Origin of the sequence: Bacteroides caecigallinarum (assembly GCF_016902295.1) — a bacterium.
GTDB lineage: Bacteria > Bacteroidota > Bacteroidia > Bacteroidales > Bacteroidaceae > Phocaeicola > Phocaeicola caecigallinarum_A.
Genome location: NZ_JACJLQ010000034.1, coordinates 15440 through 36826 on the forward strand (window position 1 = coordinate 15440; position 21387 = coordinate 36826).

General features: G+C 43.0%; 18 protein-coding genes. 7 read left to right on the forward strand and 11 right to left on the reverse strand.

Features of this window, described 5'->3' with window-relative positions; all coding sequences use genetic code 11:
- Nucleotides 1-78: 78 nt before the first annotated feature.
- Entirely contained in the window at nucleotides 79-1458 is a 1380-nt protein-coding gene (locus H6A27_RS11195) for a threonine/serine exporter family protein (RefSeq protein ID WP_204508728.1), read from the reverse strand.
- 282 nt (nucleotides 1459-1740) lie between these two features.
- Between H6A27_RS11195 and H6A27_RS11200 the strand changes: the two genes are divergently transcribed.
- From H6A27_RS11200 to H6A27_RS11210, 3 genes are read left to right on the forward strand one after another with little or no spacing between them, the layout of a single operon-like run.
- On the forward strand, nucleotides 1741-2952 hold the full coding sequence (locus H6A27_RS11200; RefSeq protein ID WP_204404626.1) for an efflux RND transporter periplasmic adaptor subunit: 1212 nt from the start codon (nucleotides 1741-1743) through the stop codon (nucleotides 2950-2952).
- Nucleotides 2953-2989: 37 nt separating this feature from the next.
- The gene (locus tag H6A27_RS11205) at nucleotides 2990-6115 is read left to right on the forward strand and encodes an efflux RND transporter permease subunit (RefSeq protein WP_204508729.1); all 3126 of its coding nucleotides are present in this window, start codon (nucleotides 2990-2992) and stop codon (nucleotides 6113-6115) included.
- A gap of 3 nt (nucleotides 6116-6118) precedes the next feature.
- Complete coding sequence (locus H6A27_RS11210) at nucleotides 6119-7513, forward strand: efflux transporter outer membrane subunit (protein ID WP_204508730.1); 1395 nt, start codon at nucleotides 6119-6121, stop codon at nucleotides 7511-7513.
- A 111-nt stretch (nucleotides 7514-7624) separates the two neighbouring features.
- Here the strand turns inward: H6A27_RS11210 and H6A27_RS11215 are convergent, their stop codons facing one another.
- From H6A27_RS11215 to H6A27_RS11225, 3 genes are all read right to left on the reverse strand, one after another.
- On the reverse strand, nucleotides 7625-8875 hold the full coding sequence (locus H6A27_RS11215; protein WP_204508731.1) for an alpha/beta hydrolase family protein: 1251 nt from the start codon (nucleotides 8873-8875) through the stop codon (nucleotides 7625-7627).
- A 103-nt stretch (nucleotides 8876-8978) separates the two neighbouring features.
- Entirely contained in the window at nucleotides 8979-11300 is a 2322-nt protein-coding gene (locus H6A27_RS11220; RefSeq protein WP_204508732.1) for a TonB-dependent receptor, read from the reverse strand.
- A 102-nt stretch (nucleotides 11301-11402) separates the two neighbouring features.
- Nucleotides 11403-11762, reverse strand: coding sequence for a hypothetical protein (locus H6A27_RS11225; RefSeq protein WP_204508733.1), 360 nt, complete (start codon nucleotides 11760-11762; stop codon nucleotides 11403-11405).
- A 128-nt stretch (nucleotides 11763-11890) separates the two neighbouring features.
- Between H6A27_RS11225 and H6A27_RS11230 the strand changes: the two genes are divergently transcribed.
- Nucleotides 11891-12376: a GNAT family N-acetyltransferase gene (locus tag H6A27_RS11230; protein ID WP_204508734.1), complete on the forward strand. Its 486-nt coding sequence runs from the start codon at nucleotides 11891-11893 to the stop codon at nucleotides 12374-12376.
- A gap of 36 nt (nucleotides 12377-12412) precedes the next feature.
- Nucleotides 12413-13003, forward strand: a complete 591-nt coding sequence (locus H6A27_RS11235; RefSeq protein WP_204508735.1) for a YqgE/AlgH family protein — start codon at nucleotides 12413-12415, stop codon at nucleotides 13001-13003.
- A gap of 6 nt (nucleotides 13004-13009) precedes the next feature.
- On the opposite strand, the gene H6A27_RS11240 is transcribed toward H6A27_RS11235, so the two are convergent.
- Genes H6A27_RS11240 through recR form a run of 3 tightly spaced genes read right to left on the reverse strand, consistent with a single transcriptional unit; the run spans nucleotide 13010 to nucleotide 14617 of the window.
- Nucleotides 13010-13525 carry a GNAT family N-acetyltransferase gene (locus H6A27_RS11240; protein WP_204508736.1) on the reverse strand — a complete coding sequence of 172 codons (516 nt, stop codon included), beginning with the start codon at nucleotides 13523-13525 and terminating at the stop codon, nucleotides 13010-13012.
- Nucleotides 13522-13986 (reverse strand): hypothetical protein, encoded by a 465-nt coding sequence (locus H6A27_RS11245; protein ID WP_204404644.1) that lies wholly within the window; start codon nucleotides 13984-13986, stop codon nucleotides 13522-13524. The genes H6A27_RS11240 and H6A27_RS11245 overlap by 4 nt, the downstream gene beginning before the upstream one ends.
- A 13-nt stretch (nucleotides 13987-13999) precedes the next feature.
- Nucleotides 14000-14617, reverse strand: coding sequence for a recombination mediator RecR (recR, locus tag H6A27_RS11250; protein WP_204508737.1), 618 nt, complete (start codon nucleotides 14615-14617; stop codon nucleotides 14000-14002).
- Between the two features lie 84 nt (nucleotides 14618-14701).
- On the opposite strand from recR, the gene H6A27_RS11255 reads away from it, so the two are divergent.
- Together H6A27_RS11255 and yihA are read left to right on the forward strand one after the other, a co-directional pair.
- On the forward strand, nucleotides 14702-16156 hold the full coding sequence (locus tag H6A27_RS11255) for a sodium:solute symporter (RefSeq protein ID WP_204508738.1): 1455 nt from the start codon (nucleotides 14702-14704) through the stop codon (nucleotides 16154-16156).
- Between the two features lie 78 nt (nucleotides 16157-16234).
- Nucleotides 16235-16840: a ribosome biogenesis GTP-binding protein YihA/YsxC gene (gene yihA / locus H6A27_RS11260; protein ID WP_204404650.1), complete on the forward strand. Its 606-nt coding sequence runs from the start codon at nucleotides 16235-16237 to the stop codon at nucleotides 16838-16840.
- 91 nt (nucleotides 16841-16931) lie between these two features.
- On the opposite strand, the gene H6A27_RS11265 is transcribed toward yihA, so the two are convergent.
- The 4 genes from H6A27_RS11265 to H6A27_RS11280 all read right to left on the reverse strand — a co-directional run bounded on the left by H6A27_RS11265 (nucleotide 16932) and on the right by H6A27_RS11280 (nucleotide 21219).
- A complete protein-coding gene (locus H6A27_RS11265; RefSeq protein ID WP_204508739.1) occupies nucleotides 16932-17471 on the reverse strand; it encodes a hypothetical protein in 540 nt (179 codons plus the stop codon).
- 3 nt (nucleotides 17472-17474) lie between these two features.
- Nucleotides 17475-19340: a ribosomal protection-like ABC-F family protein gene (abc-f, locus tag H6A27_RS11270; protein WP_204508740.1), complete on the reverse strand. Its 1866-nt coding sequence runs from the start codon at nucleotides 19338-19340 to the stop codon at nucleotides 17475-17477.
- Nucleotides 19341-19444: 104 nt separating this feature from the next.
- Nucleotides 19445-20269 carry a DUF3805 domain-containing protein gene (locus H6A27_RS11275; protein WP_204508741.1) on the reverse strand — a complete coding sequence of 275 codons (825 nt, stop codon included), beginning with the start codon at nucleotides 20267-20269 and terminating at the stop codon, nucleotides 19445-19447.
- A gap of 98 nt (nucleotides 20270-20367) precedes the next feature.
- The gene (locus H6A27_RS11280) at nucleotides 20368-21219 is read right to left on the reverse strand and encodes a BRO-N domain-containing protein (protein WP_204508742.1); all 852 of its coding nucleotides are present in this window, start codon (nucleotides 21217-21219) and stop codon (nucleotides 20368-20370) included.
- Nucleotides 21220-21387 lie beyond the last annotated feature (168 nt).

Genomic DNA, 21387 nt, shown 5'->3' on the forward strand with positions numbered 1-21387 from the left:
GACATAAAAAAGCTCCGGCATATTGGACAATCACCATTATGCCGGAGCTTTTTTCGATATCTAATCAATGGCTTTTGATTACCATTCTACGAATTTTCCACGTGCCCTGCGGTCTGCAAGAATTTCTTTCAGGCGTTTGTTCTTTTCCTTAGCGATGAATTTACGTCCGAAGATATTAGGAATGGCAACTCCCAGGGAGATACACAATATCACCATACCCGAAGTGATACCGCTCTGGATAGCCTTCATCAAGACTGAAATCTGCTCAGGTGATTCCACATTCATATTGATGATACCGAAAAGCATACGGTACATAAGAACTCCAGGTATCATAGGAATGACAGAAGGAATAGTCAGTACGTGGTTTGGACAGTGGAACCAGTGTACAGCCTTCACAGCAATAAGACTCACCAGAACAGAACCAGCAAACGATCCCATCACAAGTCCCATGTCAAGACCTATATTGTCTGTACTCGGGCCGAGGTTCACGAAGTTACGTGTACATACAGCTATTATACCACCTATGGCTACCACCCACAACAGGCGGCGAGGAATATTGAATATCATGGAGAATCCCATTGCAGAAATGGCTGCCGCTATTGCATATTCAATATAATTATGATGAGGAACCATACTTATTGTTGGGAAGAAATTATCTATATGACAAATCTTTACCGCAAAAGCAATACCGAATGCCATGGCAGATACCATCAACAATGTATTGACAGCCCTGACTATACCTACCTGTATATAATTGTCAAGCATATCATCGACAAAGTTTATCAACGGAACTCCAGGCACAATAAACAATGCACAAGCCAAAAGCGGATGCCATGGTGTTGAAGTCCATGAAGCGGGCAATAGAGTTGAAGCCCATGCTATCATAGTAGAGATGAATGCAGCAATAGCAATACCCATATAATGGTTAAGCCCTGATTCGTTGCAGTGCGCACGAACCCTCATACCGATGATGGCCGCTATTGAAGCATAGAGAAACGCAACCCAGTCGCAACCGAACTGAATACAGAATCCACCACAGGCAAAACCTGCTCCCACAGCAACCTGCCAGGGTGTGTAATTACGCTTACGCTTACGTATTTCTTCCAGTTCAGCCTCGTATTGGTCAAGAGTGTAGTCGTTTTCAATGGCACGCCATGACAGCTTACTTACTGCAGATATAGCAGTCATGTTTACTCCGTGTCCGTCTATTCTCTGAAACTTAGTGAAAGAATAATCACCGTCACTTACGTTTACCATAAGCATGGTAAAGCTGACATTGATGTGAAGTTTATCTTCCGGAATACCCAGGAAAGCGGCAGTACGCTTCATATTTCTTACCACACGGTTGGTATCGGCAAGGCTCTCAACCAAAAGTTTTCCGGTACGTAAAAGTAAATCTACACGTCGATGAAGCAACAGCTCATCGTGTACTTTTTCTGTCGTCTGAAGATGTTCCATATAGTCAAGTTTTGTTTTCGGCTGCAAAGGTATTAATTATTCCTATTTTATGTGTATATTTGCAGTGTAATATTATGCAAAAAAGTAATCATATTTTTATTTTATGGTAATTACCACATTTAAATTCCACAATATTGTGGAGAAAATCCACACCTTCCATAATGAGTCAGGCCTGCACCATCATGTAAACCTCTATAATACAACATTATAAATATTTTCATTATTATGGCATAGCAATTGCTTGTAAATTCACGGCATCTAAAAATATTAACACTTAAGTATATGAAACGATTTTTGACTAAAAAAGACTTGAAGTTCAAGAAAAAACAAACTGTTTACGCATGCGTCTGCATTATCCTTGTAATCGGTCTCTACTTTATTTTCAGGAAAAAGGAAGTTCCGGTTATTGAAAGGCCAATAGTATGTGTGAAACCAGCAAAACAGGAAAATGTAGAAATATACGGCGACTATGTAGGACGCATCCGTGCCCAGCTTTTTGTTGAGGTGAGAGCCAGGGTGGAAGGCTTTCTTGAAAGAATGCACTTCGAAGAAGGTAGCTATGTTAAAAAAGACCAAGTCTTATTTGTCATCAATCAGGACCAATATCGCGCTAAGGCTGATAAAGCGCGTGCCCAACTGAAAAAAGACGAAGCGACTGCCCTGAAAGCCAAACGTGACCTTGACCGTATCCGTCCATTATACGAGCAGAATGCAGCCAGCCAGCTTGATTTGGACAATGCCATTGCAGCATACGAAACGGCAGAAGCCAGTGTAGGTATGAGTAAGGCCGATCTGGAACAGGCCGAACAAGAGCTGAGCTACACCATCGTACGTTCCCCTATATCAGGACATATCAGTGAAAGACTTGTTGACCCGGGAACTCTGGTCGGCACAGGAGGAAAATCGCTGCTTGCTACTATTGTAAAGAGCGACACCGTGAACGTGGATTTCAGCATGACTGCCCTTGACTATCTGAAGAGCAAGGAGAGAAATGTCACTTTCGGCCAGAAGGATACTACAAGAACATGGAAACAGACTGTCACCATCACTCTGCCTGACAATACCGTGTACGAACATCAGGGACTTGTAGATTTCGCGGCTCCACAGGTAAATCCTAAGACCGGTACATTCCAGGTAAGAGCTGAATTGCCAAATCCGGAACATGTTCTTCTTCCCGGACAGTTTACGAGTGTAAAAGTTCTTCTCGACGTAAGGGAAAATGCAACAGTAATCCCTAAGAAATCACTTATCATAGAAAAAGGCGGATCATATGTTTTCGTTATGCGACGCGACTCTGTAGCCGAAAGGCGTTTCATAGAAATCGGTCCTGAATTCAAGAACGATGTTGTAGTGGAAAGAGGTCTGGCACCGGGTGAGCTGATTGTAACAGAAGGTTACCACAAGCTTACTCCTGGAGTGAAAGTACAGGTTGCGCCTGAAGTAAGCCAGGAGGAAAACAAGGCTGACAACGACAGCAACACAACAAACAAGTGAAATTAACACAGAGGAACACTAACCAAGTTACACGTTTATGAAAGTAAGTTTCTTTATAGACAGACCGGTATTCTCGGCTGTCATCTCAATACTTATTGTCATAGTAGGTATCATCGGACTGACGATGCTTCCTATTGACCAATACCCACAGATTACTCCTCCTGTGGTGAAAATCAGCGCATCATATCCGGGTGCGAGTGCCGTAACCGTTTCGCAGGCGGTTGCCACACCTATCGAGCAGGAGCTCAACGGTACTCCTGGTATGCTGTATATGGAATCAAACAGCTCGAACACTGGAAGTTTCTCGGCTACGGTAACTTTTGATATTTCTGCCGACCCTGATATGGCATCTGTGGAAATACAGAACCGCGTGAAACTGGCAGAATCAAGACTTCCTGCAGAAGTAGTCCAAAACGGTATCGAGGTGGAAAAACAGGCTGCCAGCCAGCTCATGACCCTTACATTAGTATCGGACGACCCTAAATTTGATGAAATCTATCTTAGTAACTTTGCTACACTATACGTTCTCGACCTTCTGCGCCGTATCCCTGGTGTGGGTCGCGTATCGAACATCGGTAGCCGTTATTACGCAATGCAGATTTGGGTTGACCCTGCCAAGCTTGCCAATTACGGACTGACAGTGAAGGATTTGCAGAGCGCATTGAAAGACCAGAACCGTGAGTCGGCAGCCGGAGTATTGGGACAGCAACCTATGTCGGACGGAATAGATATTACCATACCAATCACAGCCCAGGGACGTCTTTCATCGGCTTCACAATTTGAAGAAATAGTGCTTAGAGCAAATCCTGACGGTTCACTTATCAGAATGAAGGATGTGGCAAGAGTTTCTCTTGAAGCATCATCATACAGTACCGAAAGTGGTATCAACGGTGGTAACGCAGCAGTGCTTGGTATATACATGCTTCCGGGAGCCAACGCGATGGAAGTGGCACAAAGAGTGAAAGATACAATGGAGGAAATCAGCCAGACATTCCCCGAAGGTCTGGAATACAATTTCCCGTTCGATATGACAAACTACATTTCACAGTCCATCCATGAGGTGTATAAGACATTGTTCGAGGCCTTGTTCCTCGTAATTGTGGTGGTGTTCCTTTCACTTCAGAGCTGGAGAGCAACGCTCATTCCAGTCGTAGCAGTGCCAATCTCGCTTATAGGAACATTCGGTTTCATGCTGATATTCGGGTTCTCGCTCAATATGCTTACACTGCTCGGACTTGTTCTTGCCATCGGTATTGTGGTGGACGATGCCATTGTGGTGGTGGAAAATGTGGAGCGAATAATGGAAGAAGAAAAACTGAGCCCGTATGAAGCTACCAAGAAAGCGATGGATGGGCTGGCAGGAGCTGTTATCGCGACTTCACTCGTGCTTGCCGCAGTGTTTGTACCCGTAAGTTTCCTTTCGGGAATTACGGGACAGTTATACAGACAGTTTACTGTTACTATTGTAGTGTCTGTACTTCTTTCAACAGTAGTTGCCTTGACACTAAGCCCTGTGATGTGTTCGCTCATACTAAAACCGACAGATCCCAACAAGCCTAAAAACAGAGTATTCAACTGGATAAACAAATGGCTCGGTATAGGGAACAATAAGTACGTGAAATATATTAACAGTGTCATAAAGCATCCTCGCAGGGTTATGGCAGGATTTGGTATGGTTCTCATATTTATATATGTGTTCCACAGACTGGTTCCTACCAGCTTCCTTCCTGTAGAAGACCAGGGATATTTCACTGTAGAGCTTGAATTGCCCGAAACAGCTACACTTGAACGTACACGAAATGTAACTGAAAGAGCTATTGACTTTATAATGAAAGATCCTGCTGTGGAATATGTCCAGAACGTAACCGGAACCAGTCCGCGAGTTGGTACCAGTCAGGCAAGAAGCCAGCTGACTGTAATCCTGAAAGAATGGAAAGAACGTGACAATACAACCATCGACGATGTGATGGACCGTGTACGCAAGGAACTTGAAACATATCCTGAAAGCAAGGTTTACCTTTCTACCCCACCTGTAATCCCGGGACTTGGTACTGCCGGAGGTTTCGAGATGCAACTTGAAGCCAGAGGTGAAGCGACATACGACGACCTTGTACGTGCTACCGACACTTTAATGCACTATGCATCAATGCATAAGGAGATTACAGGTCTGTCATCATCATTACAGGCTGAAATACCTCAACTGTATTTTGATGTGGACCGCGATAAGGTAAAGTTATCAGGAGTACCGATGTCTGACGTCTTCTCTACAATGAAAACTTACACAGGTTCGGTTTATGTGAACGACTTCAACATGTTCAACCGTATATATCGTGTTTATATCCAGGCCGAAGCTCCATACCGCCAGCAGCGTGAAAACATCGGACTTTTCTTTGTTAAAGGTTCGTCAGGCGACATGATTCCGCTTACTGCACTTGGAACAACAGATTATACAACAGGCCCTGGTAGCATCAAGCGATTCAACATGTTCAATACTTCTGTGATACGAGGAACTACAGCCAATGGTGCCAGTTCAGGACAGGTTATGGAAATATTGGAACAGATTGCAAGAGACAAACTGCCTGACAATATCGGAGTGGAATGGAGTGGTTTGTCATATCAGGAAAAACAGGCAGGTGGCCAGACTGGTATTATACTGTCATTGGTATTCCTGTTCGTATTTCTCTTCCTTGCGGCACTCTATGAAAGCTGGACAGTGCCAATAGCGGTACTTATCTCACTTCCGGTGGCAGTGCTTGGAGCATACACAGGAATAACACTATGTGGACTTGAAAATGATACATATTTCCAGATTGGTCTGGTAATGCTTATCGGTCTTGCGGCTAAGAATGCCATACTTATCGTTGAATTTGCCAAAGACGAGGTGGACAAAGGAAGAGATGTAATAGAATCGGCGATACATGCCGCACAATTACGTTTCCGTCCTATCCTGATGACTTCATTGGCATTCATCCTCGGTATGCTCCCTATGGTATTGGCAACAGGTCCGGGTTCTGCCAGCCGTCAGGCAATCGGTACCGGAGTATTCTTCGGAATGATTATAGCCGTTACAGTCGGAATAGTCCTTGTACCGTTCTTCTTCGTAATGATTTACAAGGCTACCGGTAAAATGAAACAGAAACGTATCAATCTAAAGAAAGCATAACCTATGAAACATATAGCATCTATATTCAGACTTACAATCATAGCGCTTGCGGCTTCCACATTAGGCAGTTGCCAGTTAGGGAAGCACTATACGCGCCCCCAGATGGCAATGCCTGAAGTGCTCGACAGCATGAGCATGGACAGTACTTCGATGGGTGACTTCCCATGGGAAGAGCTTTACACCGACACTACCCTGCAGGCATTGATAAGAAAGACTCTGGAATACAACAAAGATATGCTCATAGCCGGCGCACGGGTAAAAGAGCTGGCTGCAATGAAGCGTATAGACTGGGCAAACATGTTTCCGTCCATAACAAACAGAATTTACGCTGAGGACGAGACGGAAAACTATGGTGGAAACAATCCTAAACCTGATGACCAGTTCGACTTTAAGTTAGGAGTGACATGGGAACTGGACTTGTGGGGAAACCTGCGGTGGGCACGCGACAAGAGTATGGCAGAATTTATGGGCTCTATCGAAAACCAGCGCGCACTGAAAATGAGTCTCATTGCCCAGATGGCACAGTCATACTTCGAGCTTGTGGCATTGGACAACGAACTGGCAATTGTACGCAAGACCGTTGACGCGCGACGCGAAAGTCTGTATCTTGCCAGAATAAGATATGAAGGTGGTTTGACAAACGAGACAGCGTTCCGACAGGCCCAGGTGGAATTGGCGAGAACAGCTACTCTTGTTCCTGACCTTGAAAAGAAGATATCAATCAAAGAAAACGAGATTGCTTTCCTGACAGGTGAATATCCTCATCACATAAACCGTTCGGTGTTGCCTGAGGATGTATTATTGCCGGCTACCCTACCTGTAGGTTTACCGTCAAGCCTTCTCGAAAGACGTCCTGACGTACGCAAGGCTGAGCAGTCTCTCATAGCGGCGAATGCAGCCGTAGGGATGGCATTCACCAATATGTTTCCACGTCTGACTCTGACAGCAACGTATGGAGCCGAGAGTGAAGAACTGAAAGATATATTCAAGTCTCCGCATCACCTTATAACAGGTTCGCTCATTACCCCGATATTCAATTTCGGAAAGAACCGTGCTGCGCTTAAGGCAAAAAAAGCTGCTTACGAGCAGGCTACTTACGCATACGAAAAGGCTGTCCTGAACGCTTTCAAAGATGCAAGAAACGCTATCGTGGAATTCAACAAGACACGCGACATATATGAAACCAGATTGAGATTGGAGCAGGCATCGAAAAGTGCTCTTGACCTTGCCGAGCTGCAATATATAAACGGGGTTATCGGATATATCGACCTGCTGGACGCACAGCGTGGTTATCTGGATGCACAGATTGGATTGAGCAATGCCATACGCGACAAGCAGATTACTCTTGTAAACCTCTACAAGGCTCTTGGCGGCGGATGGTCGCAGGAAACAAAATAAAGACATAATTTACAATCCGTTTAGAAACTGTTTAGGCAGTGTTTGATTTTCGTTTGGTTAAACGGAAATCAAACACTGCCTAAATGTTTTCTAAACGGGATATTAATGCTGTCAATTCATTCCGAGCATAGGACCGACCAGTTCCCACAATCCCATATAGCGTAACATAAATTCTATACCGCCCAACACATGACCCGGCATTGACAAGTCTGTAAGAGTGGACGAGCTCCATACTTTATGAGCGTTCACGGCATTGGAATATGGAACGAAATCATCCAGTGGCGAATGATACATATATATTGGAGCTTCCGGCTGGACAGATGTATTGACTAATGAATTCTTACGTAGCGCATCAATAACGGCTATCACATCGGCATTCCCATTGAATGTAGGCGTATCAAAGAAATCAGGATGTATCACTTGCGTGATATCTGTACCCAGTGCCTCGTGCCATTCAGAAAGCGGTCTTGTGGAGAACATCTTGTTCAAGCCTTTTTCAATTACTATCGGAGCATAGAGATTTTCATCACTGACCTGCAAGTTTTCTCCATATACCATACCACGAATCAGATATGGTAAATATCCTGTACGCGCATAAGGTAACGGATTATCCTTATATGATAGAAAAGTCTGGAGAATACTTTCCAGATCATAAGGACCACCACCCGCATATACAGCCCTTACACTTCCTGCCTGACCTCTCCTTTGAAGTTCAAACAAGGTTGCCATTGAAGCCTGCCCTCCTTGCGAGTATCCCACCAGTTCAATATCATCGTCTGTTTCAGTCACCAATTTCTGCTTCAGGTATTCTCTTGCAGCCCCAATCATATCAGCACATGCGGTACCGGTCAGTCGGTTATGCTGGTACGGATGCTGGCGGTCTGGAGTCTGGCTTGAGCCATATCCCAGATAGTCAGCCATAACGATAATGTGTCCGCTTATAACAGGTAACATCTCGTAATAGAAAAGCTGCCTCGAAGGTGCTTCTTCAATATCGAGTGTCCCGTGCTGAATACTTACCAGATGGTCGTAGGATGATGTTCCGCTTGGCATGGCAATAACCCCTGATGCGATAACAGGATTACCGTCCACCCCGGTTGTAGTATATTCAATAGCGGCAACATCAACGTCACGCATCAACATGGAAACAAAATCTGCAGATAAGTTTATACCCTGACCTGCCACATAGTCCACCACCATAGCTGCAAGTCCATCCTTATTGAAGCTGGTTTCCTTAATAACATTTGTAAGATATACATTCTCTGTAGAAGGCTCATCCACAAGAGGTTCATCATTGTTACAGGCTACAAGAAAAAGCAGCATCAATAACGTCAACAGTTTGCTCGTAAAATGCTTATTCATTCTTCTATGTATTTATCAGTTAGTAAAATTGCTGTAAATATAATCATTTACAGTAAAAACAAAGAAATCTTTGCCATATTTATACTGATAAATACACACTAATTTAATTGAAGAACTTTATACCGATGAATATGGTTCTTGGCTGTGTAGGACCGTAGAAGTATTTTGAATCACGTCCTATACCACGGTCCAAATCTTTCTGGAAAGCATTGAATATATTGTTCACACCACCGTTCAACTGTAGTTTCAGATGATCGTTCAATACAAAAGTGTAGTTCAGTTTCAAGTTCAGTTCCATGAAGTCCGGAGTCTTTTCAAGAACATCTTTCTCTATATAACCGGCAAAGTGAGGTACAAGCATACGTCCTGTATATACACCCGACAATGAGAAATCAAAATTCTTGTTTTTGAAAGGAGCCGAAGTAAACGTAAAGTAACCGTAAAGGTCAGGAGTACGAGTCATCTTCTTCGTTGGTGCCACATCGGTATCCTCACTCCAGTAAACAGCCTCTGTGTATCTGCTCTGCTGTGCGGTAAAACCTAACTGCAACTGGGCATCCCTGCCATGAGCAATCTTATAGTCGATATTCGCTCCATATACTCTCGCTCCGCGTCCGTTGCAACGCTCCTGTATGGTAGTTCCCTGCTGGTCGCCCTCACCTATGTTTTTAAGATAGAATACATCGTTAAGCATGGTGTAGAATCCTTCCACCAAAAGATTTGACTGGAAATGGCCGAACGAAGCATTCCAGTCCACCGAACCGCTGAAGCTGTTCGAACGTTCAGGCTTGAGCCCTTCCGCCAGACGGATAATCATAGCTTCACCACCTACTGCAGCTACGTGCAAGTCCTCATCATATGCCTGTGGAGCACGGAAACCTGTAGACCATGTCAGACGTCCCTGTACCTTATCCGACGGTTTCCACAAGGCATTCACGCGCGGACTGAATATCACATTGTCCACAAGGTTATGCTTGTCAAGACGGAATCCCGCCAACAAAGTGAACTTATCCATCTTCCATTCGTTCTGGGCGTATGCGCTGGCTACTTTCACATCTTGCTTCAAATCGCGGTTGTATCCCGCCATGATGTCATGCAAGGCATTGTACTGATACTCCAGACCACCGGTGAAAGTAGCCGGAGAGAAGAGACACTTATCCATATTGCCCACATACATTGCTCCACCTACGGCAGTCAAATCGTCTGTAGTTCCGTAAGCCTTTCCCGGATCATCAAGTTCCTGCGTACCATAATAGCTGTTGCGGTCGGTATGCTGAACAGAACCGTAAACAGAGAGTTTATGACGATATTCATTAAAGAAGACATCGTATGTCAGACCACCGCTGTTTATTATATGCTTGGTCTGCTCGCAGATATCTGCCTCATGAGGCTGCAGATTGAAATTGCTTCCTCCACGTCTGAATTCATTTGTAGTATGATATTCCAGGCTGATTCGGCTGAAATGAGTCGGGCGGTAATAAGCTCTGAGTCCGAATGTATTCATATTCAGTTTTCCCAGTTCCGAGAAACCGTCGCCATCAGCGTCATACGGATTTCTGTTTCTATACGACTGATACAATGCTATACCGTATGTATTGTCAGAAGATACGAGAGAGGCATTCGCTCCCATATACTGTTCCCAAGATTTTCCACCAAGGTTGGACATATTGGTAGAAACCTGGAATGAATTGTTTATCGGATCTTTGGTTATGATATTGATGGTACCACCGACAGCGTTTGCACCGAAAAGAGCCGAGCCGCCGCCACGCACTACTTCTACCCTCTCAATCATATTCACAGGAATCTGTTCAAGACCATACACTCCAGACAATGCACTCATCACCGGACGGCTATTGATAAGAATCTGTGAGTATGGACCTTCAAGGCCATTTATACGAACCTGCGGGAAACCGCAGTTCTGACAATTGTTCTCCACGCGCAATCCTGACTGATAGTTAAGCGACTTTGCCAAATCAGTAGAATTTACCATTTCGAACAGTTTATTGTTCATCACATTCACCACCACAGGAGCAAGTTTCCTGCTTGTTTCATTTCTGTTGGCAGACACCACGACTTCATCAGTCATGATTGTTTCTTCCGAGAGGACAAAATGCACATCTACAGTATATTCATCGCTCACACTAACCTCTTTAGTCTGTTGTGCATACCCGACAGAATTCACTTTCAACGTATATTTACCTGCAGGAACTTTTTTCAGCTTAAAATATCCGTCTGTATCAGTCACTGTTCCCTCACCCGTTTCAACAATAATGACTGTGGCATATGGAAGACTGTTTTCCGTACCTTTTTCTATTACATGACCCGTAATTACGTTACCCTCTTTCACAGGGCTGTTATCGACCCCTGCCGCCATACTGACTATAGCGCACAAAAGAGCCGAAATGAATATTGATAATTTCTTCATTTCTTTATTGATATAAATTTGATAAAAAGTTACGACGTATTTATTCCATGCCTATACAGAAATACAGGCACGAAAAGACAGGACACCATACATGGCGCCTTACTATACAAATAGAAATGAAGAATAAGGAGGTGCGCGCAGACCTATACCGGAATCAAATTCCGGCAACAGACATGTAGGAACATGTTCTGTATAATCAATAAGAGATACAGGTTGAAACGGTGTATCGAGAATCAAAGGTTCCGAAGCTTCCAACGAATGGAAATCCGTAAGAAAATGAAGAACCAAAGTCTGTCCGGCTGGATGCGAATGCTGGTCTGAGAATGGATGCGAATGCACTACCATCACGCCGTTCACCACGTGTACATGGGCGTATGCAGAGATTATGGCATAATATACCACAAACACAGTAAGAAATAGCGAGGCCATTATTCTAATCCATGCGCCAGTGTTTTTTGTCATAATCCTATTTATACTCATTTTAAATTAAGGACGCAAATATAAGGATAATATTCATAATAAAGAAGACAAAGAATGATTTATTGAAAAATTATTGTATATTTGGAATATATAATGAACCGTTTGAAAATATGATTACAAATGTATCGAAATCAGATGCAGCCGAGATAGCCGCAATATACAATTACTACATACGCGAAAGTGTAGCCACATTCGACACAGAAGAATGGCAAACAGAGAAAATGGCACAACGCATTGAAACGCTTTCCGCATCATATCCATATATCGTTTACAGAACTGAAGATGGGAAAATTGCCGGTTTCTGCTATGCACATCCATGGAAAGAAAAAGACGCTTACAGCCGTACTCTTGAGACTACAGTCTATGTATCACCGGAATATACAGGCCGCGGCATAGGACAAAAACTGATGGAAAAGCTTATAGACATTTGCCGGAAAAGAGGCTTTACCACACTTATAGCATGTATTACCGAAGGAAACGAAAACAGCTTCAGCCTACACAGGAAATTAGGCTTCGAGCAGGTATCACACTTCAAGAAAGTCGGTACTAAATTCAACAGAAGCCTCGACGTCATAGATTATGAATTAATACTTTGAATATAAAGATTATACTGAACCAATACAATACGCCACATGTACGAAGATTTATTCCAGGTAAAATCAAACAGACTCACGCCTTTAGCAGGAAGAGTTATTATCGCGTCTCCTCTGCTGATTGACTATCATTTCAATCATTCTGTTGTTATGATGATAAAAAATGATGAAAAAGGTAATCTTGGAATCGTTCTTAATAAAGAGTTCAAGGTAAACATGTCACTCAACGAACTTGTTCATGAACTGGACGACATGCCGAAGATTCCACTTTACAAGGGTGGACCTGTAAACAGGTACAATCTGTCTTTTATTCATGACATCAAAGAGATAGACGAATCCATTCCTTTGAGAAGCGGATTGTTTATAAACGGGAATTTCGATCAGATGATTAAATACATTAAAGACGGAAAACCTATAGAAGGAAGAGTCCGCTTCTATTTGGGATTTGCATGTTGGGAAAAAGGCCAACTGCAAAAAGAAATAGACGAGGACTCTTGGATTATAAGCGATCCATACAAAGACATAATTATGGAAAAGGGAATTGACGGAATGTGGAAATCATGCCTTGAAGTAATGGGAGAACCTTATCGCACATGGGCAAAGTTTCCATCTACACCATCAATGAATTAAGCATTATCACTGGTCGGCAATCTTCTGAAACAGACATACATCAAAATATGTGTTACCGCGTTTGACCCATGACTTAAGGACAGCCGTTTCCGTAAATCCGCATGAAGCAAAAACGGAACGTGCTGCCGTGTTATCGGCTCTTACGTAAGAATACAACTGGTTTATTCCCAAGAATTCAAAACAATGTCTTTCCATTCGGGAGATTGCTGACGTGCCTATGCCCATGCCACGAAACTCAGGCAATACCACTATACCAATCTCTGCCTTATTGTTCCTGACATCAAAATCAAAAACATCAATTATACCCGCTATACGTCCGTCTGCAAGGACAATCATCATTCTCAGCTGACGGTCGGTAAATATATCATTAGTATTTCCGGCTATATATTGCTTCATCTGATAACGGCTATATGGTCCGGTGTTCTCGCTACTGCATTCCCAAAGCAGGGAATCGTTCTCTACGGAAAACATTATATCCAAGTCTTCCGGCTCCGGCGCACGGAGTATAAAATCGACAGTCATAACTCCTCCTCTTCAGTTTTCAGCAAGTCAAGTTCCGAAAGCATACGTTTCCTGCCGGGCACACACAGCATTGTGGCAAGCGCAGCCATTCCGCCACAAAGAAGTCCTGTAGTGTCCATTGTCCAATAATATAGAGAGATATTGAAAACCGCCACTACGAGCAAAAGTATGATTCTCACTTCACTCCATCTGCGGTAACTTTTCAACGCATTCTCAATGTCAAGATTCTTGATATACTTTGTCAGCGACAGATTGAATATACGGAGCGACATAGGAATAAGACATATAGCAAGCAACACTCCTGTCAGCTGGGCTATATATTCTGCCCTGGCATTACCGACAAGCACACCTTCCTCCAGAATACCAGTCTCATATCCTGCTATCAAACCGATTATTATTATCCACGCTACCGCAAACTCTATTTTAAGCAGTCTGAGCAATATTTCTATTTTCTTTTCCATTATTCTTTATTAATTATATTTTTCCCGTAAACTCAATTCTGTTCACTATGGAACGTCCCAAAGTAACTTCATCAGTATATTGCAGTTCGTCGCCTATAGATATACCTCGCGAAATGACAGACACTTTCACATCAAGACCGTTCAGCTTGCGGAAGATATAGAAGTTGGTACTGTCGCCTTCCATGGTCGAGCTCAATGCAAGAATTACCTCTTTCACTCCACCTGCCTTTACACGGTCCACAAGGCTGTCTATCTGCAAATCGTTCGGTCCCACACCATCCATAGGGGAAATCACACCGCCCAGCACATGATACAATCCATTAAATTGCTGTGTGTTCTCTACAGCCATCACGTCGCGGATATTCTCCACCACACACACTATTGACGAATCGCGCGACGGTGTGGAACATATACGGCAGACATCTGTATCCGAAATGTTATGACACAACTTACAGTATTTCACCTCATGTTTCAGCGTTACTATAGCATTGCCGAATGCCTCTACAGCCTCGGTCTCCTGACGCAGAAGATGCAGGACAAGTCGCATAGCGGTCTTCCTGCCTATTCCTGGCAAACGCGAAAATTCGTCAACAGCTTTTTCCAGTAATACAGACGGATATTGTTGGTTCATCAAGTTCTTAAGTTTGTTAGTTTACTTCAAGCCGCAAAAATACAAAAAATCTGATTATCTTTGCGCCTTAACCAATATAATAACATGAACGGAACATTTATACTTCTCACGATATTAGTTTATTTCGGGATACTGCTCATCATCTCGCGCATAACAGCACGCAGCCATTCGGACAACGATGCCTTCTTCCGCGGAAACCGGCAGTCGCCATGGTACATTGTGTCGTTCGGCATGATAGGAGCTTCACTTTCAGGAGTGACATTTGTCTCTGTACCCGGAATGGTGAAAAATATTGACATGACATACATGCAGACATGCATGGGATTTTTCGTAGGTTATCTTATCATAGCCCACGTCCTGCTACCGCTTTACTACAAACTAAACCTTACGTCAATATACAGCTACCTGGGACAACGCATAGGAAGATATTCGTATAAGACAGGAGCCTCATTTTTCCTCGTATCCAAGATGTTGGGAGCGGCAGCCAGGCTTTACCTTGTATGCATCATCCTTCAGCACTATGTATTCGATGCCTACAACATACCTTTTGCCGTAACAGCCATCGGCACGGTACTGCTGATATGGCTCTATACCCACAAGAGCGGAATCCGCACAATAGTTTGGACAGACAGCCTGCAGACACTGTGCCTTCTCCTCGCCTTAGGGCTGATATTATACAATGTTGCCGATAAACTTGACCTGAACTTTGGCGGAGTGATAGATACCATAAAGAACAGCAGCGAAAGCCGTATATTCGTATTCGATGACTGGCAGTCTAAGCAGAACTTCTTCAAGCAGTTCTTCAGCGGAATATTCATAACCATAGTAATGACGGGACTTGACCAGGACATGATGCAGAAGAACCTCTCCTGCCGCAACCTGAAAGAAGCACAAAAGAATATGTACTGTTACGGAATATCATTCGTGCCGGTCAATTTCCTTTTTCTCTGCTTGGGAATACTACTAATGGTTGCCGCCACACAGATGAATATAAGCATTCCGGCCAAAGGCGACGACCTGCTACCTATGTTTGCGGCTGGAGGTCATTTCGGCTATGCGGTATTGGTATTCTTCACCATTGGAATAATAGCGGCAGCATTTTCAAGCGCCGATTCCGCCCTCGCTGCCCTTACAACCAGTTTCTGTATTGATATCCTGAATACAGACAGGTATAGCGAAAAGAAAGCTGTCATGATAAGAAAAATCACACATTTGGGCATCAGCGTTGTATTTGTGGCATGTATATTGATTTTCGAGGCCATAGACAGTCAGAGCGTTATTGACACTATCTACATACTTGCTTCGTACACTTACGGACCACTACTCGGACTGTTCTGTTTCGGACTGTTTACGAAGTTGAAGCCTCGCGACAGGTTTGTTCCATACATAGCCATTCTGTCGCCTGTGGTCTGCTATATGATAGATACACTCACTTTCAATGCCACGGGCTATAAGTTCGGTTACGAGATGCTGATGTTCAACGGTCTGCTTACATTCCTTGGGCTTGCAGTGTTAAGTATAAACAAGAAAGCATATTAGTGTCATTGCAGAACACTTTCAACAAACTCAAAAACTTAAAACTCATAAACTAAAAAACTCAAAAACTCACATACATATATGGAAATAAAAAGTGCAGAATTCACAATAAGCAGCTCAAGAGCTGATATGTGTCCAAAGTCTGATATACCTGAATATGCTTTCATAGGACGTTCCAACGTAGGCAAATCCAGCCTCATCAATATGCTCACCAAGAAGCCGAAGCTTGCCATGACTTCATCTACTCCGGGTAAGACTCTGCTTATCAACCATTTCCTCATCAACAAGGAATGGTTCTTGGTTGACCTACCAGGATATGGATTTGCCCTGAGAGGAAAGAAGATGATGGAAAAAATCAAGAACCTCATAGAATACTACGTTCTTGAGCGCGAGCAGCTCACATGCCTTTTTGTACTGATCGACAGCCGTCATGAGCCTCAGAAAATCGACCTTGAATTCATTGAATGGCTTGGCGAAAACGGTGTTCCGTTCGCAATAATCTTTACAAAGGCCGACAAACAGACTGTAGGCAAGACAAGACAGAACGTAAACAACTACCTGAACAAGCTGAAAGAGCAGTGGGAAGAACTTCCTCCTCATTTCATTTCTTCATCTGAGAACGGCACCGGCAGACAGGAGATACTTGATTATATAGACGGTATAAACAAGGAGTTGAAAGAACAATAAAAAAATTAATCCGCTATATACTTCTTTGATAGATGTATAAAGCGGATTAATTTTTATAATCGTTTTCTGAGCAAGAAATACAAAACATTACCTACACAAAACGTACATCTTTCAATATCTTCTTCATCACATTACGTCTGGCCGTCTTCAGTCCTGAAGATAAAGACTCAGCAGATATTATTTCAAGACAATTACTTAATTCAGACAGAAATTCAGGAAAGAATCTGCACTGCTCGTATGCCAGCTTCATACACAAAGCACGATTAGAACACGATTCGTGAGACGATTGTATAGTCTCGAAACAGAAATCAATAAAGTCGGTACGCAAAGTGTCACATTCAAACGGCTGCCTCAACAGAAGAGTGAGAAGCAAACGCCTCTTTCCCTCATGCTTTTCAGCTATAGCCTTATCAATCAGTTCGTCATGCTTTGCATACAGCCATTTATTATTCGACAAGTCAAAATGGGCGAACACCCACAAGGCATTATACGAAACCCTGACATCCTCATCAGATATCAGGGTATATAGTTCTTCTTTCAGACTGTCATTGTCCGGTCCTTGAGTGAGAAAACACATCTCGTGTATGTCGTCCTGACTCAAACGCTGAAGGAATCTCTTACGAAAATCCATATCCTATCCCTCAATTTCGCTTAGTTCCATCCAACGCATGGTCTTCTCGTCAATCTCGTCAGAAAGAACCGGCAGACGCTTCGACTTTTCAGTAAGTTCGTCCACACTCAGTGTACCGCTGCAAAGAGCATCTTCTATAGCTTTCTTCTCGGCTTCCAGTTCGGCTATTTCCTTTTCAAGCTGTTCAAACTCCTTCTTTTCCTTGAAGGTCATGCGGCGCTTGTCGTTCAGGCGTACTTTCTGTGTCTTCTCCTCCTTTGGTTTGGCAGCTTCCTTTTCGCGATCCTGCTTTGCAAGTTTCCAGTCGCGATAATCAGAATAATTACCCGGGAAGTCACGGATATCACCCTGACCGTTAAACACAAGGATATGATCTACCACCTTATCCATAAAGTAGCGGTCGTGGCTTACCACAATAACACATCCCTTGAAGTTCTGAAGATATTCCTCCAGCACCTGCAATGTCACGATGTCGAGGTCGTTTGTAGGCTCGTCCAGGACAAGGAAGTTAGGATTACGCATCAGTACTGTACAGAGATACAGGCGTCGTCTTTCGCCACCACTCAACTTATATACATAACTGTGCTGAGTCTCCGGAGTGAAAAGGAAATGCTGCAGGAACTGCGATGCCGTAAGTCTCTTGCCGTTACCAAGCTCTATCACCTCGGCAATATCAGTTATCACGTCTATCACCTTCATCTGCTCGTCAAACTGCAATCCTTCCTGCGAATAGTAACCGAAACGTACAGTCTCACCTATGTCCAGGCGTCCGCTGTCAGGCTGTTGCAATCCCATGAGGATTTTTATGAAGGTTGACTTCCCTGTACCGTTGTTTCCCACGATACCCATCTTTTCATATCGCGCAAAGATGTATGAGAAATCGTCAAGAATCTTCAGGTCGCCGAAACTCTTATAGAGATGGTCAGCCTCGAATATCTTCGAACCGATGTATGAAGCCTTCACATCCAGCTTCACGTTCGAATCGTTCATTCGTCTTTTGGCTACCTTCTCCAGTTCATAGAAAGCTTCCTCCCTGTATCTTGCCTTATGTCCGCGTGCCTGAGGCATACGGCGCATCCATTCCAGCTCGGTACGGTAGAGGTTATTTGCCCTTGCTATTTCCGCATTGGCGGCATCAATCCTCTCCTGGCGTTTCTGGAGATAGTAACTGTAATTTCCTGTATATGAATAAACCTGCTTGTTGTCAATCTCGATTATTTCAGAGCATACACGGTCGAGGAAGTATCTGTCGTGAGTCACCATCAGCAGACTCAGAGTTCCGCGCTTGAGATATTCCTCCAGCCATTCTGTCATATCAAGGTCCAGATGGTTGGTTGGCTCATCAAGTATAATCAGATCCGGCTCGGTGATAAGCACATTGGCAAGAGCCACACGCTTGAGCTGACCTCCGGAGAGTTCTTTTATTTTCTGATTGAAGTCCCTGATTTTCAACTGCGAGAGTATCTGTTTTGCTTTTCTTTCGTAGTCCCATGCCTTTTCGTGCTCCATGCGTGCCAGCAAGTTCTCCAGTCCGGGATTTCCTTCGGTCTCCATACATTTCTCATATTCCTTTATGAGCTGTACAACAGGAGTTCCATGATAGAAACATGCCTCGAGCACTGTTATATCGTCAGGATACTGAGGGCTCTGTTCAAGATAGCCCACACGGAGGTCGCGACGGAAAGTAATCTTTCCTTCGTCATAGCCTTCCTTTCCTGCAAGAATGTTAAGCAAAGTAGTTTTTCCGGAACCGTTTTTAGCTATCAGACCGATACGCTGTCCCTCGGCCACTCCGAAAGATATTGAATTGAATAGGACCAGATCGCCGAAGGATTTGGTAAGATTTTCTACCTGTAAATATGGAGTCATGTAAGAATGTTAGTTTTTAAGTTTATTAGTTTGTAAGTTTGTGAATTTATAAATTCCTGCAAACCGCAACCAATTCTTAATTTTTAATTTTTAATTATTAATTATTAATTATTTATCGCCTTTTCCACCTCAGCCTTGACTTTATCGAATTCGGCTTTCAGGCTACATGACTTACCGTTCTTAACCCTACTCCATACCAACTGCTGCGGATACACCATAACATCAGTTTCGGCAAACTTCAGTGCAGGATACTCTTTCTGTCCGTCAATAACAGTCACCCACTCCATACCGTCCATCTCATTGACGAGTATAGTACCAAAAGCCACCCCGAAAGACTCCCACGCCTGACGCTGATTGTTATTGAACTTGCCGCTGTCCATCACCTTCTGAATGCTGGCAATATCTGCTTCCGACGAAGTAAAATCTTTTGTAAGCTGTTTCTTGATAGTCATCACAGCACAGTCGAAACTCTCGTTGATGGCATTGATTTCAAGTACACGCACCGGGATAACCTCTTTCCACGGTTTCTCTCCCTCACATCTCACCTTCAACGTAGATATAATATTCTCTGCTGGTTTCATGCTTTCTCCTTTAGCCACAGTGAAAGAACATTCCACGGAAATATCTCCCCTTCCTGTAATCCACAGATGCGAAGTGTACCAGTTTCCGTTTTCCTGGAAATTCTCAGTTGAATAGACACACGACCACTCTCCCACCTTCACCAGTCGTGAAGTACGGTTGTTCTTCAATTCATAGTCCATGCATTCGTCGGCATATTTCTTATTCTCGCCTTTAAAAGCTGATATTCTGAAATTGCCGTTCCACTTTTCAGGATTATAAAAAAGGAAGCTGTCTTCTGTATCTTCAAACTCATGCCATCCTGCCGGATATTCCAGCGAGAACCATGAACCGGGAGAAATATATTTCATATAAGAGATAGTTTAGATGTTAATACTTAATTCTGTATGCAAAGGTACATAAAATACACTATTAAAAAAATCGTTCAAACCCAAAACCGTTTTTTCAATTACTTTTTATCTTCTCCATCTTCCAACAATGAATTAGTAGATATACCTGTCTTGGCATTAAGTGGACTGATTACAAGTTTACCTGTTTTAGCTTCCAATTCCATACGAGCATTTCTCGCAATCTCACCTCCAGCAGCAGCTATATTTTTATGTTCCTGAAATGTTTCCGGATTCTTACTTTCAGAAATTTCTTTAGTTGAAAGTTCTGCCAACATATTAAGTACCAGTTCTTTATTGGTCATATTATCTCTTAAATTTTCCTTTTTAAGACCTTTAAAACGTTTATACTCCTTTGCTGTCATATCACTCCAAGTCTGATAAATGATATCAGTTAAAGTTGCAAACTGTATCCCCTCCTGCAATCCATGACGTTTCCACTCATCAGTAAGATCTTTACGAATTTCTATCGATTTAAGACGTTGATTAATCCAATTATCCGAATATCCCATACGCTTGTAATCCATTAATGCCTGATTAATAGAAAGTTCCGGATCTTGCATCTGTTCTAAACGATCTGTAGCCACTTGTGCCATCCACTGTTTAAAGGGCTCAGCTTTGGGTGACGGAATAGACTGAATAAGACGAAGAAGTTGCTTTGTATCAGCCACATCTGTCAAATACATTTTTCCATCAGCCGATTTCATCTTCAGTTGACTACAATTTGTAGTCAACTCATTTCCTTCTTTTTTCAGACGCGTTTTCAAAACACTCCAATATTTACGAGGATTAGGACTATCTGTCAAAACCGCAACTACATCTACTATTGAGAAATACCATTTTTCTTCCTTGTCATCCCAAACTGTACGGATTTTCTTTGATTCAAAAAGTTTTATTGCATTATGCTGAGTCATAAAATTTTATTATTTATTGCCTAAACACTACCATATTATGCAAATATAATGCTTATAGAATAAGTAACTATTCAAAATTAATTTTATACATATGAGTAATTCACAAATAAGTTCGTACCTACAGATGCCAGTGCCCTGTTTGTACAATAGAAAAGCGAGTCCTTAGTA

Coding starts and splice junctions, on each gene's coding strand:
- H6A27_RS11195 (WP_204508728.1), bottom strand. CDS start 1,458: ATGGAACATCTTCAGACGACAGAAAAAGTACACGATGAGCTGTTGCTT.
- H6A27_RS11200 (WP_204404626.1), top strand. CDS start 1,741: ATGAAACGATTTTTGACTAAAAAAGACTTGAAGTTCAAGAAAAAACAA.
- H6A27_RS11205 (WP_204508729.1), top strand. CDS start 2,990: ATGAAAGTAAGTTTCTTTATAGACAGACCGGTATTCTCGGCTGTCATC.
- H6A27_RS11210 (WP_204508730.1), top strand. CDS start 6,119: ATGAAACATATAGCATCTATATTCAGACTTACAATCATAGCGCTTGCG.
- H6A27_RS11215 (WP_204508731.1), bottom strand. CDS start 8,875: ATGAATAAGCATTTTACGAGCAAACTGTTGACGTTATTGATGCTGCTT.
- H6A27_RS11220 (WP_204508732.1), bottom strand. CDS start 11,300: ATGAAGAAATTATCAATATTCATTTCGGCTCTTTTGTGCGCTATAGTC.
- H6A27_RS11225 (WP_204508733.1), bottom strand. CDS start 11,762: ATGACAAAAAACACTGGCGCATGGATTAGAATAATGGCCTCGCTATTT.
- H6A27_RS11230 (WP_204508734.1), top strand. CDS start 11,891: ATGATTACAAATGTATCGAAATCAGATGCAGCCGAGATAGCCGCAATA.
- H6A27_RS11235 (WP_204508735.1), top strand. CDS start 12,413: ATGTACGAAGATTTATTCCAGGTAAAATCAAACAGACTCACGCCTTTA.
- H6A27_RS11240 (WP_204508736.1), bottom strand. CDS start 13,525: ATGACTGTCGATTTTATACTCCGTGCGCCGGAGCCGGAAGACTTGGAT.
- H6A27_RS11245 (WP_204404644.1), bottom strand. CDS start 13,986: ATGGAAAAGAAAATAGAAATATTGCTCAGACTGCTTAAAATAGAGTTT.
- recR (WP_204508737.1), bottom strand. CDS start 14,617: ATGAACCAACAATATCCGTCTGTATTACTGGAAAAAGCTGTTGACGAA.
- H6A27_RS11255 (WP_204508738.1), top strand. CDS start 14,702: ATGAACGGAACATTTATACTTCTCACGATATTAGTTTATTTCGGGATA.
- yihA (WP_204404650.1), top strand. CDS start 16,235: ATGGAAATAAAAAGTGCAGAATTCACAATAAGCAGCTCAAGAGCTGAT.
- H6A27_RS11265 (WP_204508739.1), bottom strand. CDS start 17,471: ATGGATTTTCGTAAGAGATTCCTTCAGCGTTTGAGTCAGGACGACATA.
- abc-f (WP_204508740.1), bottom strand. CDS start 19,340: ATGACTCCATATTTACAGGTAGAAAATCTTACCAAATCCTTCGGCGAT.
- H6A27_RS11275 (WP_204508741.1), bottom strand. CDS start 20,269: ATGAAATATATTTCTCCCGGTTCATGGTTCTCGCTGGAATATCCGGCA.
- H6A27_RS11280 (WP_204508742.1), bottom strand. CDS start 21,219: ATGACTCAGCATAATGCAATAAAACTTTTTGAATCAAAGAAAATCCGT.